Source organism: Bacillus sp. PAMC28571 (assembly GCF_014250435.1).
Lineage (GTDB): Bacteria > Bacillota > Bacilli > Bacillales > Bacillaceae > Bacillus > Bacillus safensis.
Genome location: NZ_CP060191.1, coordinates 3,571,183 through 3,593,990, shown reverse-complemented (window position 1 = coordinate 3,593,990; position 22,808 = coordinate 3,571,183). Strand labels below are relative to the sequence as shown.

The 22,808-nt window shown below is 46.5% G+C and carries 13 protein-coding genes, 9 tRNA genes and 5 rRNA genes; all 27 read right to left on the bottom strand.

Annotated elements, in window-relative coordinates:
- Positions 1 to 9: 9 nt before the first annotated feature.
- Positions 10 to 2,940: ribosomal RNA gene (locus H7F25_RS18175) — 23S ribosomal RNA — on the bottom strand.
- A gap of 182 nt (positions 2,941 to 3,122) precedes the next feature.
- A 16S ribosomal RNA gene (locus H7F25_RS18170) occupies positions 3,123 to 4,671 on the bottom strand.
- 170 nt (positions 4,672 to 4,841) lie between these two features.
- Positions 4,842 to 4,917: transfer RNA gene (locus H7F25_RS18165), tRNA-Ala, on the bottom strand.
- A gap of 8 nt (positions 4,918 to 4,925) precedes the next feature.
- A tRNA-Pro gene (locus tag H7F25_RS18160) sits at positions 4,926 to 5,002 on the bottom strand.
- A 7-nt stretch (positions 5,003 to 5,009) separates the two neighbouring features.
- A tRNA-Arg gene (locus H7F25_RS18155) sits at positions 5,010 to 5,086 on the bottom strand.
- A 10-nt stretch (positions 5,087 to 5,096) separates the two neighbouring features.
- A tRNA-Leu gene (locus tag H7F25_RS18150) sits at positions 5,097 to 5,182 on the bottom strand.
- Between the two features lie 12 nt (positions 5,183 to 5,194).
- A tRNA-Gly gene (locus H7F25_RS18145) sits at positions 5,195 to 5,266 on the bottom strand.
- A gap of 30 nt (positions 5,267 to 5,296) precedes the next feature.
- Positions 5,297 to 5,379 (bottom strand) — tRNA-Leu (locus H7F25_RS18140).
- Between the two features lie 8 nt (positions 5,380 to 5,387).
- Positions 5,388 to 5,463: transfer RNA gene (locus H7F25_RS18135), tRNA-Lys, on the bottom strand.
- A gap of 37 nt (positions 5,464 to 5,500) precedes the next feature.
- Positions 5,501 to 5,576: transfer RNA gene (locus tag H7F25_RS18130), tRNA-Thr, on the bottom strand.
- Positions 5,577 to 5,609: 33 nt separating this feature from the next.
- A tRNA-Val gene (locus tag H7F25_RS18125) sits at positions 5,610 to 5,685 on the bottom strand.
- A 799-nt stretch (positions 5,686 to 6,484) separates the two neighbouring features.
- Positions 6,485 to 6,600 (bottom strand): 5S ribosomal RNA (gene rrf / locus H7F25_RS18120).
- A gap of 61 nt (positions 6,601 to 6,661) precedes the next feature.
- A 23S ribosomal RNA gene (locus tag H7F25_RS18115) occupies positions 6,662 to 9,592 on the bottom strand.
- Between the two features lie 182 nt (positions 9,593 to 9,774).
- Positions 9,775 to 11,323 (bottom strand): 16S ribosomal RNA (locus tag H7F25_RS18110).
- The 16S, 23S and 5S rRNA genes sit together here with 9 tRNA genes alongside, the layout of an rRNA operon.
- Positions 11,324 to 11,664: 341 nt before the next feature.
- Positions 11,665 to 13,164 (bottom strand): lysine--tRNA ligase, encoded by a 1,500-nt coding sequence (lysS, locus tag H7F25_RS18105; RefSeq protein ID WP_024427180.1) that lies wholly within the window; start codon positions 13,162 to 13,164, stop codon positions 11,665 to 11,667.
- Between the two features lie 90 nt (positions 13,165 to 13,254).
- Complete coding sequence (gene dusB, locus H7F25_RS18100; RefSeq protein ID WP_024425662.1) at positions 13,255 to 14,256, bottom strand: tRNA dihydrouridine synthase DusB; 1,002 nt, start codon at positions 14,254 to 14,256, stop codon at positions 13,255 to 13,257.
- Entirely contained in the window at positions 14,249 to 14,482 is a 234-nt protein-coding gene (locus tag H7F25_RS18095) for a helix-turn-helix domain-containing protein (protein WP_024425661.1), read from the bottom strand. The genes dusB and H7F25_RS18095 overlap by 8 nt, the downstream gene beginning before the upstream one ends.
- A complete protein-coding gene (gene folK, locus H7F25_RS18090; RefSeq protein WP_024425660.1) occupies positions 14,434 to 14,937 on the bottom strand; it encodes a 2-amino-4-hydroxy-6-hydroxymethyldihydropteridine diphosphokinase in 504 nt (167 codons plus the stop codon). Before folK ends, H7F25_RS18095 begins: the two co-directional genes overlap by 49 nt.
- A complete protein-coding gene (gene folB, locus H7F25_RS18085; protein WP_024425659.1) occupies positions 14,934 to 15,296 on the bottom strand; it encodes a dihydroneopterin aldolase in 363 nt (120 codons plus the stop codon). Before folB ends, folK begins: the two co-directional genes overlap by 4 nt.
- A complete protein-coding gene (folP, locus tag H7F25_RS18080) occupies positions 15,289 to 16,146 on the bottom strand; it encodes a dihydropteroate synthase (protein ID WP_034622855.1) in 858 nt (285 codons plus the stop codon). The genes folB and folP overlap by 8 nt, the downstream gene beginning before the upstream one ends.
- A 9-nt stretch (positions 16,147 to 16,155) precedes the next feature.
- A complete protein-coding gene (pabC, locus tag H7F25_RS18075) occupies positions 16,156 to 17,004 on the bottom strand; it encodes an aminodeoxychorismate lyase (RefSeq protein ID WP_024427181.1) in 849 nt (282 codons plus the stop codon).
- On the bottom strand, positions 17,001 to 17,594 hold the full coding sequence (gene pabA, locus H7F25_RS18070; protein ID WP_024425656.1) for an aminodeoxychorismate/anthranilate synthase component II: 594 nt from the start codon (positions 17,592 to 17,594) through the stop codon (positions 17,001 to 17,003). The genes pabC and pabA overlap by 4 nt, the downstream gene beginning before the upstream one ends.
- Before the next feature lie 13 nt (positions 17,595 to 17,607).
- Positions 17,608 to 19,026, bottom strand: a complete 1,419-nt coding sequence (locus H7F25_RS18065; protein ID WP_185854032.1) for an anthranilate synthase component I family protein — start codon at positions 19,024 to 19,026, stop codon at positions 17,608 to 17,610.
- 124 nt (positions 19,027 to 19,150) lie between these two features.
- The gene (gene cysK / locus H7F25_RS18060) at positions 19,151 to 20,074 is read right to left on the bottom strand and encodes a cysteine synthase A (RefSeq protein WP_024425655.1); all 924 of its coding nucleotides are present in this window, start codon (positions 20,072 to 20,074) and stop codon (positions 19,151 to 19,153) included.
- Positions 20,075 to 20,151: 77 nt separating this feature from the next.
- Positions 20,152 to 21,060, bottom strand: coding sequence for a peptidyl-prolyl cis-trans isomerase (locus H7F25_RS18055; protein ID WP_024425654.1), 909 nt, complete (start codon positions 21,058 to 21,060; stop codon positions 20,152 to 20,154).
- A 46-nt stretch (positions 21,061 to 21,106) separates the two neighbouring features.
- On the bottom strand, positions 21,107 to 21,982 hold the full coding sequence (gene hslO, locus H7F25_RS18050) for an Hsp33 family molecular chaperone HslO (protein WP_044334307.1): 876 nt from the start codon (positions 21,980 to 21,982) through the stop codon (positions 21,107 to 21,109).
- A gap of 14 nt (positions 21,983 to 21,996) precedes the next feature.
- Positions 21,997 to 22,773: a type III pantothenate kinase gene (locus H7F25_RS18045; protein WP_039175940.1), complete on the bottom strand. Its 777-nt coding sequence runs from the start codon at positions 22,771 to 22,773 to the stop codon at positions 21,997 to 21,999.
- Between the last annotated feature and the right edge of the window lie 35 nt (positions 22,774 to 22,808).

The following is a 22,808-nucleotide window of genomic DNA, read 5'->3' as shown; positions in this document are numbered from 1 at the left end:
ATTAGAATATAGGTTAAGTCCTCGATCTATTAGTATCTGTCAGCTCCACGTGTCACCACGCTTCCACCTCAGACCTATCAACCTGATCATCTTTCAGGGATCTTACTTCCTTGCGGAATGGGAAATCTCATCTTGAGGGGGGCTTCATGCTTAGATGCTTTCAGCACTTATCCCGTCCGCACATAGCTACCCAGCGATGCCCTTGGCAGAACAACTGGTACACCAGCGGTGCGTCCATCCCGGTCCTCTCGTACTAAGGACAGCTCCTCTCAAATTTCCTGCGCCCGCGACGGATAGGGACCGAACTGTCTCACGACGTTCTGAACCCAGCTCGCGTACCGCTTTAATGGGCGAACAGCCCAACCCTTGGGACCGACTACAGCCCCAGGATGCGATGAGCCGACATCGAGGTGCCAAACCTCCCCGTCGATGTGGACTCTTGGGGGAGATAAGCCTGTTATCCCCGGGGTAGCTTTTATCCGTTGAGCGATGGCCCTTCCATGCGGAACCACCGGATCACTAAGCCCGACTTTCGTCCCTGCTCGACTTGTAGGTCTCGCAGTCAAGCTCCCTTGTGCCTTTACACTCTGCGAATGATTTCCAACCATTCTGAGGGAACCTTTGGGCGCCTCCGTTACATTTTAGGAGGCGACCGCCCCAGTCAAACTGCCCACCTGACACTGTCTCCCTGCCCGATAAGGGCAGCGGGTTAGAAGGTCAATACAGCCAGGGTAGTATCCCACCGATGCCTCCACCGAAGCTAGCGCTCCGGTTTCCAAGGCTCCTACCTATCCTGTACAAGCTGTACCAACATTCAATATCAGGCTGCAGTAAAGCTCCACGGGGTCTTTCCGTCCTGTCGCGGGTAACCTGCATCTTCACAGGTACTATAATTTCACCGAGTCTCTCGTTGAGACAGTGCCCAGATCGTTGCGCCTTTCGTGCGGGTCGGAACTTACCCGACAAGGAATTTCGCTACCTTAGGACCGTTATAGTTACGGCCGCCGTTTACTGGGGCTTCAATTCGCACCTTCGCTTACGCTAAGCGCTCCTCTTAACCTTCCAGCACCGGGCAGGCGTCAGCCCCTATACTTCGCCTTACGGCTTCGCAGAGACCTGTGTTTTTGCTAAACAGTCGCCTGGGCCTATTCACTGCGGCTTCTCGGGGCTTTAACACCCTAAGAAGCACCCCTTCTCCCGAAGTTACGGGGTCATTTTGCCGAGTTCCTTAACGAGAGTTCTCTCGATCACCTTAGGATTCTCTCCTCGCCTACCTGTGTCGGTTTGCGGTACGGGCACCTCTCACCTCGCTAGAGGCTTTTCTTGGCAGTGTGGAATCAGGAACTTCGCTACTAAATTTCGCTCGCCATCACAGCTCAGCCTTTATGGGAAACGGATTTGCCTATTTCCCAGCCTAACTGCTTGGACGCGGATATCCAATACCGCGCTTACCCTATCCTCCTGCGTCCCCCCATTGCTCAAATGGTGAGGAGGTGGTACAGGAATATCAACCTGTTGTCCATCGCCTACGCCTTTCGGCCTCGGCTTAGGTCCCGACTAACCCTGAGCGGACGAGCCTTCCTCAGGAAACCTTAGGCATTCGGTGGACGGGATTCTCACCCGTCTTTCGCTACTCATACCGGCATTCTCACTTCTAAGCGCTCCACCAGTCCTTCCGGTCTGGCTTCACAGCCCTTAGAACGCTCTCCTACCACTGTTCGTAAGAACAGTCCGCAGCTTCGGTGATACGTTTAGCCCCGGTACATTTTCGGCGCAGAGTCACTCGACCAGTGAGCTATTACGCACTCTTTAAATGGTGGCTGCTTCTAAGCCAACATCCTGGTTGTCTAAGCAACTCCACATCCTTTTCCACTTAACGTATACTTTGGGACCTTAGCTGGCGGTCTGGGCTGTTTCCCTTTCGACTACGGATCTTATCACTCGCAGTCTGACTCCCAAGGATAAGTCATCGGCATTCGGAGTTTGACTGAATTCGGTAACCCGGTAGGGGCCCCTAGTCCAATCAGTGCTCTACCTCCGAGACTCTTACCTTGAGGCTAGCCCTAAAGCTATTTCGGAGAGAACCAGCTATCTCCAGGTTCGATTGGCATTTCACCCCTACCCACACCTCATCCCCGCACTTTTCAACGTGCGTGGGTTCGGGCCTCCATTCAGTGTTACCTGAACTTCACCCTGGACATGGGTAGATCACCTGGTTTCGGGTCTACGACCACGTACTCATGCGCCCTATTCAGACTCGCTTTCGCTGCGGCTCCGCATCTTCTGCTTAACCTTGCACGGGATCGTAACTCGCCGGTTCATTCTACAAAAGGCACGCCATCACCCGTTAACGGGCTCTGACTACTTGTAGGCACACGGTTTCAGGATCTATTTCACTCCCCTTCCGGGGTGCTTTTCACCTTTCCCTCACGGTACTGGTTCACTATCGGTCACTAGGGAGTATTTAGCCTTGGGAGATGGTCCTCCCGGATTCCGACGGAATTTCACGTGTTCCGCCGTACTCAGGATCCACTCTGGAGAGAACAACATTTCAGTTACAGGGCTGTTACCTTCTTTGGCGGGCCTTTCCAGACCTCTTCGCTTATATCATTCCTTTGTAACTCCGTATAGAGTGTCCTACAACCCCAAGAGGCAAGCCTCTTGGTTTGGGCTGTTCCCGTTTCGCTCGCCGCTACTCAGGGAATCGCATTTGCTTTCTCTTCCTCCGGGTACTTAGATGTTTCAGTTCCCCGGGTATGCCTTCTCATACTCTATGTATTCAAGTATGGATACTACTCCATTACGAGCAGTGGGTTTCCCCATTCGGAAATCTCCGGATCAAAGCTTGCTTACAGCTCCCCGAAGCATATCGGTGTTCGTCCCGTCCTTCATCGGCTCCTAGTGCCAAGGCATCCACCGTGCGCCCTTTCTAACTTAACCATTTCTTACTTTAGAAAGAATCACTATGTGTGATGAACTTTGCATTGCATTCAATGTGAATGTATTACTTATTGTTATCTAGTTTTCAAAGAACAATCCTGTCTCGCTAGAGACATGTTTTGAAGGAATGATCCTTCAAAACTAAACAAGACGAAAACGTACGCTGCTCCATATATCCTTAGAAAGGAGGTGATCCAGCCGCACCTTCCGATACGGCTACCTTGTTACGACTTCACCCCAATCATCTGCCCCACCTTCGGCGGCTGGCTCCATAAAGGTTACCTCACCGACTTCGGGTGTTGCAAACTCTCGTGGTGTGACGGGCGGTGTGTACAAGGCCCGGGAACGTATTCACCGCGGCATGCTGATCCGCGATTACTAGCGATTCCAGCTTCACGCAGTCGAGTTGCAGACTGCGATCCGAACTGAGAACAGATTTATGGGATTGGCTAAACCTTGCGGTCTTGCAGCCCTTTGTTCTGTCCATTGTAGCACGTGTGTAGCCCAGGTCATAAGGGGCATGATGATTTGACGTCATCCCCACCTTCCTCCGGTTTGTCACCGGCAGTCACCTTAGAGTGCCCAACTGAATGCTGGCAACTAAGATCAAGGGTTGCGCTCGTTGCGGGACTTAACCCAACATCTCACGACACGAGCTGACGACAACCATGCACCACCTGTCACTCTGTCCCCGAAGGGAAAGCCCTATCTCTAGGGTTGTCAGAGGATGTCAAGACCTGGTAAGGTTCTTCGCGTTGCTTCGAATTAAACCACATGCTCCACCGCTTGTGCGGGCCCCCGTCAATTCCTTTGAGTTTCAGTCTTGCGACCGTACTCCCCAGGCGGAGTGCTTAATGCGTTAGCTGCAGCACTAAGGGGCGGAAACCCCCTAACACTTAGCACTCATCGTTTACGGCGTGGACTACCAGGGTATCTAATCCTGTTCGCTCCCCACGCTTTCGCTCCTCAGCGTCAGTTACAGACCAGAGAGTCGCCTTCGCCACTGGTGTTCCTCCACATCTCTACGCATTTCACCGCTACACGTGGAATTCCACTCTCCTCTTCTGCACTCAAGTTTCCCAGTTTCCAATGACCCTCCCCGGTTGAGCCGGGGGCTTTCACATCAGACTTAAGAAACCGCCTGCGAGCCCTTTACGCCCAATAATTCCGGACAACGCTTGCCACCTACGTATTACCGCGGCTGCTGGCACGTAGTTAGCCGTGGCTTTCTGGTTAGGTACCGTCAAGGTGCGAGCAGTTACTCTCGCACTTGTTCTTCCCTAACAACAGAGCTTTACGATCCGAAAACCTTCATCACTCACGCGGCGTTGCTCCGTCAGACTTTCGTCCATTGCGGAAGATTCCCTACTGCTGCCTCCCGTAGGAGTCTGGGCCGTGTCTCAGTCCCAGTGTGGCCGATCACCCTCTCAGGTCGGCTACGCATCGTCGCCTTGGTGAGCCATTACCCCACCAACTAGCTAATGCGCCGCGGGTCCATCTGCAAGTGACAGCCGAAACCGTCTTTCATCCTTGAACCATGCGGTTCAAGGAACTATCCGGTATTAGCTCCGGTTTCCCGGAGTTATCCCAGTCTTACAGGCAGGTTACCCACGTGTTACTCACCCGTCCGCCGCTAACATCCGGGAGCAAGCTCCCTTCTGTCCGCTCGACTTGCATGTATTAGGCACGCCGCCAGCGTTCGTCCTGAGCCAGGATCAAACTCTCCGAGGTATGCAGGATGCATATCACACATGCGTTGCTACACGATGTAGCGAACTTAGCATGTGATCATTTCCTGCCTCGCCAGTTTGACTGACTACCTATGAAGTTTCATAGGATTTTTTTATAAAAACTCGAATTAACAGGTACGTTTTGTCTTGTTTAGTTTTCAAAGATCATATTGGTGGAGCCTAGCGGGATCGAACCGCTGACCTCCTGCGTGCAAGGCAGGCGCTCTCCCAGCTGAGCTAAGGCCCCATAAAAGATGGTCGGGAAGACAGGATTCGAACCTGCGACCCCTTGGTCCCAAACCAAGTGCTCTACCAAGCTGAGCTACTTCCCGATCTTAATGGCGCGCCCGAGAGGAGTCGAACCCCTAACCTTTTGATCCGTAGTCAAACGCTCTATCCAATTGAGCTACGGGCGCTTATTTATAATGCCGAGGGCCGGACTTGAACCGGCACGGTAGTCACCTACCGCAGGATTTTAAGTCCTGTGTGTCTGCCAATTCCACCACCCCGGCGTGGATGGTATAAGCGGAAGACGGGATTCGAACCCGCGACCCCCACCTTGGCAAGGTGGTGTTCTACCACTGAACTACTTCCGCATTACAGGATTTCTTTATTTTATTTGGCAATGCGGGTGAAGGGACTTGAACCCCCACGTCATAAAGACACTAGATCCTAAGTCTAGCGCGTCTGCCAATTCCGCCACACCCGCATGAAACATGGTGAGCCATGAAGGACTCGAACCTTCGACCCTCTGATTAAAAGTCAGATGCTCTACCAACTGAGCTAATGGCTCGCTTTAAAAGCGACTTGTCTATCTTACCATATGAAAGTGGTGCCGGCAAGAGGACTTGAACCCCCAACCTACTGATTACAAGTCAGTTGCTCTACCAGTTGAGCTACACCGGCTTTATCTATCCTAACATTATGTAAGAATAAATATGGTGGAGGATGACGGGCTCGAACCGCCGACCCTCTGCTTGTAAGGCAGATGCTCTCCCAGCTGAGCTAATCCTCCATATTGTGTCGTTTCGAAGTGTCTCTCGATCTGACAAATAGTATTATATAACGATAAGATATTGTTTGTAAAGACTTTTTTAAAATAATTTTTGAATTTATTTTAAAGCTGTTTTTTCATCTTTTCGTTAAGGCACCTAAAGAAGTTTACCACTTGTCTCATCATTTTAAAAGCCTTTTTTTCATTTTTTTATGTTTTTTTGTTAAAAAGAGTACTAATAAGGCTTTATTCCTTTGAAAACAGCTATTTCGAAGCTTTCATACCCTTGATTTTATTTCATATATCTCTGGATAAAAACATTCAAAAAAGAAATTCTGTTATTATTTTATTTTTCTGAGAAATCTTTTTTGCATAAAAAAGTGTGAAAATACTGCTGGTCTTTACTATTTTTCAACAAAATCGTTTCACATCATTTTTCTACTGCTTCAAATAATTTTAACAGGAGAAATAAAATGAGTATTGTTTCTTTCATTTTTTCTATCCTTTTAAATTGGAAATGCAACAATAGCTGACCATACCTTTCGGAATGAGGTCTTTCTATTTAGTGACCCTATACATCGCCTTTCTATATCTATTTAGCCGAAGGTGAGGTTTTCTATGCTTTTAGTGTAGACCCTTGATAATTTGAGCTGCTGGTTCATATGATGACCGACATGTTAAATTGAAAGAGCGTAAATTTTGATTCATTTAGCAATCAACGAGGGAACAACGTATTTTCACTTTAAGAACCTATTATATAGAAGCAAGTCATGCAAAACACAAAAAAGACCAGTTCCGACTGGAACTGATCCTTATAGAAGCTTGGCGGCGTCCTACTCTCACAGGGGGAAACCCCCAACTACCATCGGCGCTGAAGAGCTTAACTTCCGTGTTCGGTATGGGAACGGGTGTGACCTCTTCGCTATCGCCACCAAACCTGATGGAGAGAATGTTCTCTCAAAACTAGATAACAATGTTCATGCTTCACATTAGAATATAGGTTAAGTCCTCGATCTATTAGTATCTGTCAGCTCCACGTGTCACCACGCTTCCACCTCAGACCTATCAACCTGATCATCTTTCAGGGATCTTACTTCCTTGCGGAATGGGAAATCTCATCTTGAGGGGGGCTTCATGCTTAGATGCTTTCAGCACTTATCCCGTCCGCACATAGCTACCCAGCGATGCCCTTGGCAGAACAACTGGTACACCAGCGGTGCGTCCATCCCGGTCCTCTCGTACTAAGGACAGCTCCTCTCAAATTTCCTGCGCCCGCGACGGATAGGGACCGAACTGTCTCACGACGTTCTGAACCCAGCTCGCGTACCGCTTTAATGGGCGAACAGCCCAACCCTTGGGACCGACTACAGCCCCAGGATGCGATGAGCCGACATCGAGGTGCCAAACCTCCCCGTCGATGTGGACTCTTGGGGGAGATAAGCCTGTTATCCCCGGGGTAGCTTTTATCCGTTGAGCGATGGCCCTTCCATGCGGAACCACCGGATCACTAAGCCCGACTTTCGTCCCTGCTCGACTTGTAGGTCTCGCAGTCAAGCTCCCTTGTGCCTTTACACTCTGCGAATGATTTCCAACCATTCTGAGGGAACCTTTGGGCGCCTCCGTTACATTTTAGGAGGCGACCGCCCCAGTCAAACTGCCCACCTGACACTGTCTCCCTGCCCGATAAGGGCAGCGGGTTAGAAGGTCAATACAGCCAGGGTAGTATCCCACCGATGCCTCCACCGAAGCTAGCGCTCCGGTTTCCAAGGCTCCTACCTATCCTGTACAAGCTGTACCAACATTCAATATCAGGCTGCAGTAAAGCTCCACGGGGTCTTTCCGTCCTGTCGCGGGTAACCTGCATCTTCACAGGTACTATAATTTCACCGAGTCTCTCGTTGAGACAGTGCCCAGATCGTTGCGCCTTTCGTGCGGGTCGGAACTTACCCGACAAGGAATTTCGCTACCTTAGGACCGTTATAGTTACGGCCGCCGTTTACTGGGGCTTCAATTCGCACCTTCGCTTACGCTAAGCGCTCCTCTTAACCTTCCAGCACCGGGCAGGCGTCAGCCCCTATACTTCGCCTTACGGCTTCGCAGAGACCTGTGTTTTTGCTAAACAGTCGCCTGGGCCTATTCACTGCGGCTTCTCGGGGCTTTAACACCCTAAGAAGCACCCCTTCTCCCGAAGTTACGGGGTCATTTTGCCGAGTTCCTTAACGAGAGTTCTCTCGATCACCTTAGGATTCTCTCCTCGCCTACCTGTGTCGGTTTGCGGTACGGGCACCTCTCACCTCGCTAGAGGCTTTTCTTGGCAGTGTGGAATCAGGAACTTCGCTACTAAATTTCGCTCGCCATCACAGCTCAGCCTTTATGGGAAACGGATTTGCCTATTTCCCAGCCTAACTGCTTGGACGCGGATATCCAATACCGCGCTTACCCTATCCTCCTGCGTCCCCCCATTGCTCAAATGGTGAGGAGGTGGTACAGGAATATCAACCTGTTGTCCATCGCCTACGCCTTTCGGCCTCGGCTTAGGTCCCGACTAACCCTGAGCGGACGAGCCTTCCTCAGGAAACCTTAGGCATTCGGTGGACGGGATTCTCACCCGTCTTTCGCTACTCATACCGGCATTCTCACTTCTAAGCGCTCCACCAGTCCTTCCGGTCTGGCTTCACAGCCCTTAGAACGCTCTCCTACCACTGTTCGTAAGAACAGTCCGCAGCTTCGGTGATACGTTTAGCCCCGGTACATTTTCGGCGCAGAGTCACTCGACCAGTGAGCTATTACGCACTCTTTAAATGGTGGCTGCTTCTAAGCCAACATCCTGGTTGTCTAAGCAACTCCACATCCTTTTCCACTTAACGTATACTTTGGGACCTTAGCTGGCGGTCTGGGCTGTTTCCCTTTCGACTACGGATCTTATCACTCGCAGTCTGACTCCCAAGGATAAGTCATCGGCATTCGGAGTTTGACTGAATTCGGTAACCCGGTAGGGGCCCCTAGTCCAATCAGTGCTCTACCTCCGAGACTCTTACCTTGAGGCTAGCCCTAAAGCTATTTCGGAGAGAACCAGCTATCTCCAGGTTCGATTGGCATTTCACCCCTACCCACACCTCATCCCCGCACTTTTCAACGTGCGTGGGTTCGGGCCTCCATTCAGTGTTACCTGAACTTCACCCTGGACATGGGTAGATCACCTGGTTTCGGGTCTACGACCACGTACTCATGCGCCCTATTCAGACTCGCTTTCGCTGCGGCTCCGCATCTTCTGCTTAACCTTGCACGGGATCGTAACTCGCCGGTTCATTCTACAAAAGGCACGCCATCACCCGTTAACGGGCTCTGACTACTTGTAGGCACACGGTTTCAGGATCTATTTCACTCCCCTTCCGGGGTGCTTTTCACCTTTCCCTCACGGTACTGGTTCACTATCGGTCACTAGGGAGTATTTAGCCTTGGGAGATGGTCCTCCCGGATTCCGACGGAATTTCACGTGTTCCGCCGTACTCAGGATCCACTCTGGAGAGAACAACATTTCAGTTACAGGGCTGTTACCTTCTTTGGCGGGCCTTTCCAGACCTCTTCGCTTATATCATTCCTTTGTAACTCCGTATAGAGTGTCCTACAACCCCAAGAGGCAAGCCTCTTGGTTTGGGCTGTTCCCGTTTCGCTCGCCGCTACTCAGGGAATCGCATTTGCTTTCTCTTCCTCCGGGTACTTAGATGTTTCAGTTCCCCGGGTATGCCTTCTCATACTCTATGTATTCAAGTATGGATACTACTCCATTACGAGCAGTGGGTTTCCCCATTCGGAAATCTCCGGATCAAAGCTTGCTTACAGCTCCCCGAAGCATATCGGTGTTCGTCCCGTCCTTCATCGGCTCCTAGTGCCAAGGCATCCACCGTGCGCCCTTTCTAACTTAACCATTTCTTACTTTAGAAAGAATCACTATGTGTGATGAACTTTGCATTGCATTCAATGTGAATGTATTACTTATTGTTATCTAGTTTTCAAAGAACAATCCTGTCTCGCTAGAGACATGTTTTGAAGGAATGATCCTTCAAAACTAAACAAGACGAAAACGTACGCTGCTCCATATATCCTTAGAAAGGAGGTGATCCAGCCGCACCTTCCGATACGGCTACCTTGTTACGACTTCACCCCAATCATCTGCCCCACCTTCGGCGGCTGGCTCCATAAAGGTTACCTCACCGACTTCGGGTGTTGCAAACTCTCGTGGTGTGACGGGCGGTGTGTACAAGGCCCGGGAACGTATTCACCGCGGCATGCTGATCCGCGATTACTAGCGATTCCAGCTTCACGCAGTCGAGTTGCAGACTGCGATCCGAACTGAGAACAGATTTATGGGATTGGCTAAACCTTGCGGTCTTGCAGCCCTTTGTTCTGTCCATTGTAGCACGTGTGTAGCCCAGGTCATAAGGGGCATGATGATTTGACGTCATCCCCACCTTCCTCCGGTTTGTCACCGGCAGTCACCTTAGAGTGCCCAACTGAATGCTGGCAACTAAGATCAAGGGTTGCGCTCGTTGCGGGACTTAACCCAACATCTCACGACACGAGCTGACGACAACCATGCACCACCTGTCACTCTGTCCCCGAAGGGAAAGCCCTATCTCTAGGGTTGTCAGAGGATGTCAAGACCTGGTAAGGTTCTTCGCGTTGCTTCGAATTAAACCACATGCTCCACCGCTTGTGCGGGCCCCCGTCAATTCCTTTGAGTTTCAGTCTTGCGACCGTACTCCCCAGGCGGAGTGCTTAATGCGTTAGCTGCAGCACTAAGGGGCGGAAACCCCCTAACACTTAGCACTCATCGTTTACGGCGTGGACTACCAGGGTATCTAATCCTGTTCGCTCCCCACGCTTTCGCTCCTCAGCGTCAGTTACAGACCAGAGAGTCGCCTTCGCCACTGGTGTTCCTCCACATCTCTACGCATTTCACCGCTACACGTGGAATTCCACTCTCCTCTTCTGCACTCAAGTTTCCCAGTTTCCAATGACCCTCCCCGGTTGAGCCGGGGGCTTTCACATCAGACTTAAGAAACCGCCTGCGAGCCCTTTACGCCCAATAATTCCGGACAACGCTTGCCACCTACGTATTACCGCGGCTGCTGGCACGTAGTTAGCCGTGGCTTTCTGGTTAGGTACCGTCAAGGTGCGAGCAGTTACTCTCGCACTTGTTCTTCCCTAACAACAGAGCTTTACGATCCGAAAACCTTCATCACTCACGCGGCGTTGCTCCGTCAGACTTTCGTCCATTGCGGAAGATTCCCTACTGCTGCCTCCCGTAGGAGTCTGGGCCGTGTCTCAGTCCCAGTGTGGCCGATCACCCTCTCAGGTCGGCTACGCATCGTCGCCTTGGTGAGCCATTACCCCACCAACTAGCTAATGCGCCGCGGGTCCATCTGCAAGTGACAGCCGAAACCGTCTTTCATCCTTGAACCATGCGGTTCAAGGAACTATCCGGTATTAGCTCCGGTTTCCCGGAGTTATCCCAGTCTTACAGGCAGGTTACCCACGTGTTACTCACCCGTCCGCCGCTAACATCCGGGAGCAAGCTCCCTTCTGTCCGCTCGACTTGCATGTATTAGGCACGCCGCCAGCGTTCGTCCTGAGCCAGGATCAAACTCTCCGAAAAAGTACAAAACCGAAGTTTTGCTTTTCGCCAGTTTGACTGACTACCTATGAAGTATCATAGGATTTTTTATAAAAACTCGAATTAACAGGTACGTTTTGTCTTGTTTAGTTTTCAAAGATCATGTTCGTTATCGCTCGTAAGCGACTTTAATATCTTACCATTTTGCATCGGTTAAAGTCAAGAACTTTTTTCAATTTCTTTTTTTAACCTCGTTGCTGTTTTGCGGCAACGAATAATAATATACCACCTGGAATCTTTCCTTGCAATAGTTTTTTTAAAAAAAGTTTCATTTTATGAAAAATAAAAAGCGCCATAGATAAAATGGCGCTTTGATTGATGTATTAGCGGTTTCTCATTTGCGGGAAAAGCAGTACATCTCTGATTGATGGAGAATTTGTTAAAAGCATGATTAATCGGTCGATCCCGATTCCTAAACCACCTGTTGGAGGCATGCCGTATTCTAATGCTTCAACAAAATCGTCATCCATTAGATGTGCTTCGTCATTTCCTTCTTCACGTTCTTTTAATTGAGCTTCAAAGCGTTCTCTTTGATCAATTGGATCGTTTAGCTCTGTGAATGCATTTGCATGCTCACGGCGCACGATAAACAGCTCAAAGCGATCTGTGAAGCGAGGATCTTCAGGATTTTTCTTAGCTAATGGAGAAATCTCCACTGGATGTCCGTAAATGAATGTAGGCTGAACCAATGTTTCTTCTACTTTTTGCTCGAAGAACTCATTGATAATATGACCTACTGTCATATTTTTCGTGATTTCAACACCATGATCAGCAGCATGCTGTTTTGCTTCTTCTATAGACATCTCCTGCCAGAAGTCTACACCTGTTGCTTCTTTGACCGCTTCAACCATATGCAGTCTCTTCCATTCAGGTTTGAGATCAATTTCATCTTCTCCATATTGAATGGTTGTTGTTCCCAGCACCTCTTGGGCAATATGGGCAATCAAGTTTTCAGTCAGATTCATGATGTCTTTGTAGTCTGCGTATGCTTCATACAGTTCGATCATAGTGAATTCTGGGTTATGACGAGTCGATACACCTTCATTACGGAATACGCGGCCAATCTCGTATACTTTCTCTAGACCACCGACAATTAGGCGTTTTAAGTGCAGTTCGATCGCAATACGCATATAAAGCGGCATATCAAGTGCATTGTGATGAGTAATGAAAGGACGCGCCGATGCACCACCAGGAATGCTGTGCATTGTTGGTGTTTCAACTTCTAAGTATCCTTTAGAATCCAAGTATCTTCTCATGGATTGAATGATTTTGCTTCGCATAATGAATGTCTGCTTACTTTCTGGATTTACAATGAGGTCAAGGTAGCGCTGACGATAGCGTTGTTCAACATCTTTTAATCCATGATATTTATCAGGAAGCGGGCGAAGTGCTTTTGTCAGAACCTCAAAGCTAGTCGCTTTAATAGAAAGTTCTCCGACATTTGTTTTAAAAACAGTCCCTGTTACACCGATGATATCGCCTAGGTCTGAGCTTTTAAATAATTCGTAAGCTTCTTCCCCTACACTATCTTTACGTACATAGATTTGAATTTGTCCTTCTAGGTCTTGAATATGCGCAAAGCCAGCTTTACCTTTTCCGCGCTTTGTCATCATACGTCCAGCGATTGTTACTTGAGCCGCTTTTCCTTCTAAGTCTTCTTTAGAAAACTCGTCATATTCAGCGATAATTTGCGCAGATTGATGAGAACGGTCATATCGTTCACCGAATGGATCGATACCCTCTTCTCTCATTTTATTCATTTTGTCACGTCTGACCTGGAATTGGTCATTTAATTCTTCGTTATTAAGCCCTTCATTACTCATTTATATCACTCCAATAATGTATTTTGCAGAGAAAAGCAGAAAAACTGCCAGTACATGCACTAGCAGTGAGCTACAAAAAGAAAGATAATCTTATCCTACTTTTATACTTTGAAGCTCTTTTGCCTCGGCTTCGATCGTAAAGTCATCAAGAACTTGTACAAGCTCCGCTCTCGTTTCACTTTGATTGATTTGATTTCTTACGTCCGCATTGCCTCGGACACCTTTTAAGTACCATGCTGCGTGCTTTCTCATTTCTCTAACAGCCACATGCTCGCCTTTTAGATCGATGAGTCTGTCTAAGTGAAGCTTGCACACTGACATTTTCTCACGCACGTTTGGCTCTTCTTTCAGTTCACCCGTTTCTAAATAATGAACCGTTCGATAAATCATCCACGGGTTTCCTAGTGCAGCTCTTCCAATCATGACAGCGTCCACACCCGTTTCATCAAGCATACGTTTTGCATCTTGAGGGGTTTTGACATCGCCATTGCCGATGACAGGAATTGAAACAGATTGTTTAACCTCTTTAATAATATCCCAATTCGCTGTTCCTTCGTACATTTGCACGCGTGTCCGTCCGTGAAGCGCAACCGCTTGTCCACCTGCTCGTTCAACAGCACGGGCATTGTCGATAGCAAAGATATGGTCTTCGTCCCAGCCCATTCTCATTTTCACAGTAACTGGTTTGTCTACAGCTTCTACGACAGCAGAGACCATTTCATAAATCTTGTTTGGATCAAGGAGCCATTTCGCTCCTGCATCACATTTCGTAATCTTTGGTACAGGACAGCCCATGTTAATATCAATAATATCAGCTGTGGTATTCTGGTCTACGAACTTTGCCGCTTCGACGAGTGTGTCTTTTTCCCCTCCAAATATCTGAAGGCTCAAAGGCTTTTCCCGTTCATCAATGTATAGCATACCCATTGTTCTCGCGTTGTTGATCAGGATCGCTTTGTCACTGACCATTTCAGCGCAGACTAAGCCCGCTCCAAACTCTTTCACCGTCAGTCTGAAGGCAGAGTTGCACACACCAGCCATTGGTGCGAGCACTACTTTGTTTTTAATCTCGATATCTCCGATTTTAAACATTTTTCCCCCTCCTTTCTTCTTCAAGAATTGGCGAAAGTTCTTCCACCGTTATATTTAAAGCATCTGCTATTTGACCAACCAATTGGTTTGTTGGTAATCGATTGCCTCGCTCAATTTCTCCTAAGACAGAGACAGAGATGCCCAGTCTTTTCGCGAACCCTTCCTGAGTATACCCTTTTAGCTTTCGGTATGCACGAATTCTTCTACCCCACATGTCTTTTTCCATATGCTTACACCTTCTTGGTCTGTTACGGCATTTATTTGTACTTCGCCGATTTCTGGGCAAATCTCACTCATCGGGACAAGAACGAATAAACGTTCGTACATTCTAGGATGCGGTACTACAAGTTGTTCTGTTTCAATATTTTCACGATTATAAAGTAAAATGTCAAGGTCAGCCGTTCGTGGTCCCCATCTCACTTCTCTTGTTCTGCCTAACTCCTGCTCGATTTTCTGAGTAAGAGACAGTAGTTCCTCCGGACGAAGTGAAGTGGTAATTTTCACGGCCATGTTTAAAAAGTCATCTTGGTTTTCATATCCTACAGGTGCTGTTTCATATATCGATGAGATTAATTCCACTTGAACCTCTGGATGTTCATGCAGTTTTTTGACGGCTTCTTTTAAATAGGTTTCTTTTTTACCTATGTTTGAGCCTAATGCGATGTATGCTGTATTGTTCATGTGCGCGATCTCGTCATTTCAATTGCAACGGACTGATAGTGTCCTGGAATTGGCGGATCTGGTTTGATCACCTTCACTGTACATTCCTGAACTGTCGGAAAGTCCTTTAACACTTGGTTTGCAATTCTTTCTGTCAGTGTTTCAACGAGATTGACCGGCTCACCTTCTACAATGCTTTTGCAGATTTGGTAAAGCTCTGCATAGTTGATGGTCTCATTGAGGTCATCAGTTTGTCCGGCTTTACTTAAATCAAGTGAAGCTGTTAAGTCCACGCGGAATCGCTGCCCTAATTTATTTTCTTCTGCAAATACACCATGGTACCCGTAAAATTCCATTCCATTTACATATACTTTATCGATGATAAGCGCCTCCCTTATTCAGCATAGCATCCATCATTTTTGCCATTCTTGCAATTTCTTTTACATCATGTACACGGACCATCGCACTGCCCTTTTGAATCCCAAGGCAAACTGTCGCACCTGTTCCTTCAGTACGTTCTTCAGGAGGCAGGTCTAAAACAGCACCAATGAATCGTTTTCGTGATGTAGCTAGCAGCAGTGGATACCCAAGGTGACAAAAATGTTCGAGTTCATTCATGACCTTCAGGTTGTCCTCTTTATTTTTCGCAAATCCTACACCTGGATCTAATATAATCATGTCATCGCGGACACCCGCTTGCTGGGCAATTTGGACACTTTCTTTCAAATCGGCGATCATATCTGAAATCAGATGTGTGTAGTTTCGTTCTGGCCGATTGTGCATTAAAATGATTGGGACATTGTGCTTCGCTGCCACATGTGCCATTTGGGGATCTGCCTTCGCTCCCCATACATCATTAATGATGGAGGCTCCAGCTTTCACCGCTTCATCTGCGACACGGGCTTTATACGTATCAATAGAGATAGGTACATCTAATTCTTTTGTGATCTTCTCAATGACAGGAATGACCCTTGAAAGCTCCTCTTCTTCCGAGACAAGTGCCGCTCCCGGGCGAGTCGATTCTCCGCCAATATCAATAATATGCGCCCCGTCTTCTATCAGTTGCGCTGCATGAGCCAGCGCTTTATCTACTTGATTAAACTTTCCTCCATCTGAAAAAGAGTCAGGAGTGACATTTAAAATGCCCATGACCAATGTCTTGTCTTCATAGCTAAGGGTGTGATGCTTGGCCTGTATGATTTTAGGCTGTTTTATCAATTGTTGTGTCATTGTGTCCACCTACTCTTTATGGTCTTGACGTTCTTTTGTGTATTGCATTCTTAACTTTGTTGAGATGGTCCGGCTGTTTTTGGGCAAGTGGATGTCTCCTATACTCCCGAAAGGTACAACTCCCTGAACAGAATTAGTCATCCATACCTCATCAGCTGAGAGCAAATGTGAGACTGGGTATCGTCCTTCCTTTAGCGAGATCCCCATCGCGTGGAGCGTTTCCATACAGTATCGACGAGTGACTCCATTTAAAATGCCTGTATCAAGTGACGGTGTATAGACCACATCATCTTTCCGCCAAAAAACATTCGAGGTAATACCTTCTGCCACATCATCTTCTTTCGTTAAAAAGATGCCTTCTAACGCCGGGTCGTTCCCCACTTCTCTTTTCGCGAGCAGGTTGTTCATATAGTGATGAGACTTGAGGCGCCTTGGCCCTTCTGGTGTATTTCTTCTTGTTTGAAGAATGACTCCCTTTTTCTCATCTAAAATAGATTCTGGACGGAATGGAGAGATCATGACAAAAACGACAGGCTCTTCATAAGGATCTGCTGAAAACCCATTGCCTCTGCCCGCAGAAACATTCAAGCGAATTCTCGCATGGCCGCCGGCTATTTGGTTTTTATTCAGTAAAGTATAAATGATGTCGAGTACAAATGGTTTCTCTATTGTGGATTCGATGCAAAGGTCACGTAATGATTGATTGAGCCTTTCAAGATGCCAATCTAACAGGAAGACTTGTCCTGCCAGGCTGGTAAAAGTTTCGAACACACCGATGCCATATAGAAAACCATGATCAAAAGGAGAAAGAGTCGCGTCTTTCTCCTCTATATACTGACCGTTCAGATAAATGATCATGCGTTTACTTCATGCCCCTTTTTACGATAGGTTTCAATGAAATTTTTCAGCATTTCTTTTCCGAAGGACGTCATAATCGATTCAGGATGGAATTGCACACTTTCAATCGGCAGTTCTTTATGGCGAATCGCCATGAGCTCGCCTTCTTTTGTGCTGGCTGTTGCGTCAAAGCATTCTGGCAATGTCTCGTTTTTGACAATTAATGAATGATATCTCGTTGCAACGAGCGGATTTTGAAGTCCTGTGAAGACACCTTTTCCATCATGTTTAATCTCTGACGTTTTACCGTGCATTAAGCGCTCTGCTCGAACGACATCCCCGCCAAAGACTTGTGCGATGGATTGGTGGCCTAGACACACACCGAAGATCGGAATACTTCCTGCAAAGTGCTTGATCGCCTCCATACTAATTCCCGCTTCATCAGGACTGCATGGCCCTGGAGAAATCATGAGGAAATCCGGCTTGAGCTCTTCAATTTCTTGAATGGTTACTTGATCATTCCGTTTTACGATCAATTCTTCTCCAAGCTCACCTAAATACTGGACCAGGTTGTACGTAAATGAATCATAATTATCAATCATTAAAATCATACTCTGCTCACCTCTAACTCAAAATAGTCTCTTCTTTGCTCAGCTGTAATGCTTTTTTCACTGCATAGGCTTTTTTAATCGATTCTTTATATTCGTGTTTTGGGACAGAATCTATGACGATCCCCGCACCTGACTGCATAAAGGCTTTTCCTTCTGTACAATACGCAGTACGAATGACGATATTAAAGTGCATATCGTGATTGAATCCAAACCAGCCTATAGATCCAGTATAAAGCCCACGTCTTGTTGGCTCAAGTTCTTCTATGATTTCCATCGTCCTTACTTTTGGAGCACCTGTAATCGTTCCACCTGGGAATACAGCTCTCATAACATCTACCGCGTCACATTCATCACGCAGCTCTCCTTGTACATTGGATACAATATGCATCACGTGTGAATATTTCTCAATCGCCATAAATTCGTTCACTTTTACGGATCCATAAGTGGATACGCGTCCAAGGTCATTCCGCTCAAGGTCAACAAGCATCACATGCTCTGCGCGTTCTTTTTCATTTTCGATGAGCTCTTTTGCCAGAGCTTGATCCTCAGCGTCGTCTTTGCCTCGTGATCTTGTTCCGGCAATTGGTCTTGTTTCTAGCTGAGTTCCTTTTTTCTTAATAAGCAGCTCTGGAGATCCACAAACAATTTGGAAGTCAGGCGTATGCAGGTAAGACATGTAAGGAGATGGATTGACTTGACGTAACGTTTTGTATAGATCATACGGATGAGTGTGAAGCTGTTCATCTTGTCTGATGGATAAGTTCACTTGGAACACATCACCGTTTGCGATATATTGCTTAATTTTCTCTACTGCTTCCCCAAAGGTTTCTTCAGTGAATGGTGCTGCTGGTACAAATTCTGTGGAAGGTTCACTGACAGGTGATTGTGCTGATTCTTCTGAAGAGCTTGTCCATTTTTGCTTCCATTCTTCAAGCCTTTGGTTCGCTTTACTCACTGATTCCGTTTCCTCTATGTGCGTAATCAGCCACAGCGCGTGCTCTTTATGATCAAAAACTGCAACATCGTTAAATACGAGGAAATAAAGGTCTGGTGTTTGAAGATCATCAATTGACAGCATCTTAAAATGTTCGATGTATCTAGCATAATCGTAGCTTAAAAACCCAATTGCTCCGCCTTGAAAGTCGGGGTATTCGTCGTTCGTTTCGGTTCGAAGGGTTTGAAACCAATCCGTAAAGGCTCTGAATGGATCACCTTCTTTGAACAGCACCTCATCTTGATAATGGATAGTCGTCATTCCATCTTTCCCCTTCGCTTTAGCGATCGGGTGAATACCAGCGATGCTATAATAACCGCCGCGCGCACTTTCAAGAAGCACATGATGTGTTTCACGAGCAGTTAATTGTTCGTATCTTTTCAAAAATGCATCTTTCGTAAAAGGAATTTTGATGCCCATCGGCCTGCGTTGTGTCATGTTATCATCCTTTTTCATTTTCATTAACCTTATTGTAATGCAATCCAATTTATTTAGAAAATAGTATTTGCTTTCCATCTTCAGAATTCATAAAAAAACCCCAGCAAATGCTGGGGTGATTGGTTTAATCGAATTGATAAAGAGGTGTACTGAGGTAACGCTCACCATTACTTGGGATGATGGCCAGAACCTTTTTCCCTTTACCAAGCTTCTTCGCTGTTTGAAGCGCTGCGTAAATAGCTGCTCCAGAAGAAATACCGCCAAGGATTCCTTCTTCTTTCGCTGCTTTTCTTGCAAGCTCAAATGCATCTTCGTTTTTCACTTGGATGATGCCGTCATATATTTCTGTGTTCAAGATGGAAGGAACAAAACCTGCTCCAATTCCTTGAATTTTATGCGGACCCGGTTTTCCGCCTGACAATACAGGGGAATCTGTCGGCTCTACTGCATAAAGCTGAATGGATGGGATGGCTTCTTTTAGGACTTCACCAGCACCTGTAATCGTACCGCCCGTGCCAACACCTGCAATAAATGCATCAAGCTCGCCGTCAAACTGTTCAAGGATTTCTTTCCCAGTTGTACGACGGTGAATCTCTGCATTGGCTTCGTTGCTAAATTGCTGAGGCATGAAGTAACCATGCTCTTCTGCTAATTCTTCCGCTTTTTTGATGGCACCCTTCATTCCTTCTGCACCTGGTGTTAAGACAAGTTCCGCACCATAAGCGCGTAAAAGGTTGCGGCGCTCCTGACTCATTGTGTCCGGCATAACCAAAATCGCATTGATTCCTTTAGCAGCCGCTACCATTGCAAGGCCGATTCCTGTATTTCCGCTTGTTGGTTCAATAAGCGTATCGCCGGCTTTTAATGTACCTTTTGCTTCAGCATCTTCGATCATCGCTAAAGCAATACGATCTTTGACACTGCTGCCCGGGTTCATATATTCAAGTTTCAAGTAGACATCCGCACTGTCTTCATCTACTAAACGGTTTAATTTAACGACTGGTGTATTTCCTATTAGTTCAAAAACTGAATTTGCAATACGAGCCATCACTAACACCTCTATCTCCGAGTAATTTTATTGTATTAATATTAAATTATCAATTTCAAAAAATTTTGTCAATGCTTTTAGTCCTGCTCTCCATCGTAAAACCATGTGACTTTCGCTTCTTTCCACAGGGTTTTGACATTCGCCTTTTCACCTAGATCTTCCATGGCAATCTGCCTTTTAATCTGGTCTTTGACTTCGTCATAGGAGAAAGAGCGGCCATTTAATTTTTCTTTTAACTGAATAATGGCATACCCGTTTTTGGTCTGAATCGGCTCTTTCGTCCATTCATCTGGCTGAAGCTTTTGAGCTTCTTGTATGTATAGGGCTGGGATACTTTCCTGCTCTTCTGTCACAAATCCAAGATCTCCGCCGTATGGTGAGGTGTAACGGTCGATTGAACGTTCAGCTGCCACGGCTTCGAAGCTAGACCCACCTTTTAAATCTTTTAATACATTTTCAGCCTCGCTCTTTGTCTTCACGACGATATGGCGAATGCGGTATGAATCATCATATTGATATAAGTCCTTGTTTTTTTCATAAAACGATTTCGCTTCTTTTTCAGAAACGACGGCATCTCTTGTTAAAAGCTGCTCTAATAAAATTTGATAACGAATCTGTTCTTTCCATTCCTTCTCACTTGTATGTCCATCTTCATAGAAATTATTAGACACCGCTTTGAGCATGAGCAATTCACGGTTGATCTCTTTTGAAGACACTTCCAGCTTGTTTTGCTTGGCAAGCTGATTGACCACCTTCTGATTGATCATTTGCTCAAGAGTCGCCTTTCCGTAGCGGTCTTCCATTTTCTTTAGCCATTCTTGACGCGTCACCTTCTCTTTTCCAATCGACGCAATTTCTTCACCACTCTTCCCGTTAGAAGAAGCCTGTGACATTTGTGACTTTGTTAATACATATGCAATGACAACGGCATTAATCATGAGCAACACGAGAATAAATGTCCATACCACTCTTGCTTTTAGTCTCATCTTTCGTCTCCTTTCCATTCTAAAAAGAAAACCCGCTGCTTAGAGCCTAGCGGGTTAATTCTTCACGCAGCTCTTCTAGCTCTTCTTTTGTAAATACATACGTTTCGTTACAAAAATGGCATTGAGCTTCTGCTTGTCCGTCTTGTTCAATCATATCGTCAATTTCGGTTTTTCCTAGGCTGATAATGCCATTTGCAAACCGTTCTTTTGAGCAGTTACAAGCAAATTCGACAGGTACAGTTTCTAAAATTTGAGGCTTTTCACCAAGTACTTCTTCTAATATTTGTTCTGGTGTCATCCCTTTTTCAATGAGTTTAGAGATTGGTTCAATAGTTGACAGGCGCTTTTCTAGTCTTTCAATGACAGCATCTTCTGTACCAGGCAGCAATTGAATGATGAAACCGCCTGCTGCGAGAATCGAATTATCTGGATTGACAAGGACGCCTACGCCTACAGAAGAAGGCACTTGCTCAGAAGAAACTAGATAATAAGTGAAGTCATCTCCAATTTCACCTGAGACAATTTCTGTTTGTCCTGTAAAGTGGTCCTTCAGCCCGATATCTTTGACAACACTTAACGTTCCAGATGTTCCGACTGCACGTCTAACATCCAGCTTGCCATGTTCATTTAAGTCAAAGTGAACTTGTGGATTTGAGACATATCCTCGTACCTGGCCTTTTGCATTTCCATCAGCAATAATGGCGCCGATTGGTCCACCGCCTTCTATTTTGACAGTTAGCTTATTCTCACCTTTCAGCATAGCACCCATCATGACTGTTGCTGTCATCGTTCTGCCGATGGCTGCTGATGCAGTCGGCCACGTATGATGTCTTCTTTGTGCTTCGTTGATTGTATCTGTTGTGTTTGCAGCATATGCGCGGACTTTTCCGTCATATGCTAACGCTTTAACTAAGTAATCCATTTGATTTAAACCTCCTATAATACACCGACACGATTACGTTCATAAATGAGCTGCAGTCCTTTTAATGTGAGGAACGGATCGACAATATCAATACAGTCTGATTCATTTCCAATCAATGTAGACAAACCGCCTGTTGCAATGACTTTCGGTGTTTGTTTGGCTTGCTGCTTCATCCGTTTCACTATTCCCTCGACTTGGCCAACATATCCATAAAGGATGCCGGATTGCATCGCACTGATGGTGTTTTTTCCAACAATGTGATCTGGACGGACAATTTCAATTCTCGGCAGCTTCGCCGCTCTTGTATATAAAGCCTCAGTTGAGATGGTAATACCCGGCGCAATCGCTCCACCCATGTATTGTTTTTGTTCATTGATATAACAGTAGGTTGTTGCTGTTCCAAAGTCTACCACAATAAGAGGCGCCCCATATAGGTGAATGGCTGCTACTGCATTGACAATTCGATCGGCCCCGACTTCCTTTGGATTGTCACACATAATGTTTAATCCAGTCTTCATTCCAGGCCCTACAATTTGGGGTGTTAGGTGAAAATACTTTTCGCACATTCTTTCAAGTGCGAACATCATTGGCGGAACAACAGAGGAGATGATAATCCCTTCTATTTGGTCAAACATCAGCCCCACATAATCGAATAAAGCCCTGATGGACATACCAAATTCATCTTCTGTTTTATGACGGCTTGTTTCAATTCGCCAATGGTAGTTTAGATCGCCATTATGATAAACACCTAAAACGGTATTTGTGTTTCCTACATCTATCACGAGTAACAACTTCATCACCACTTTGAATAGTTTCTCAAAAAGAG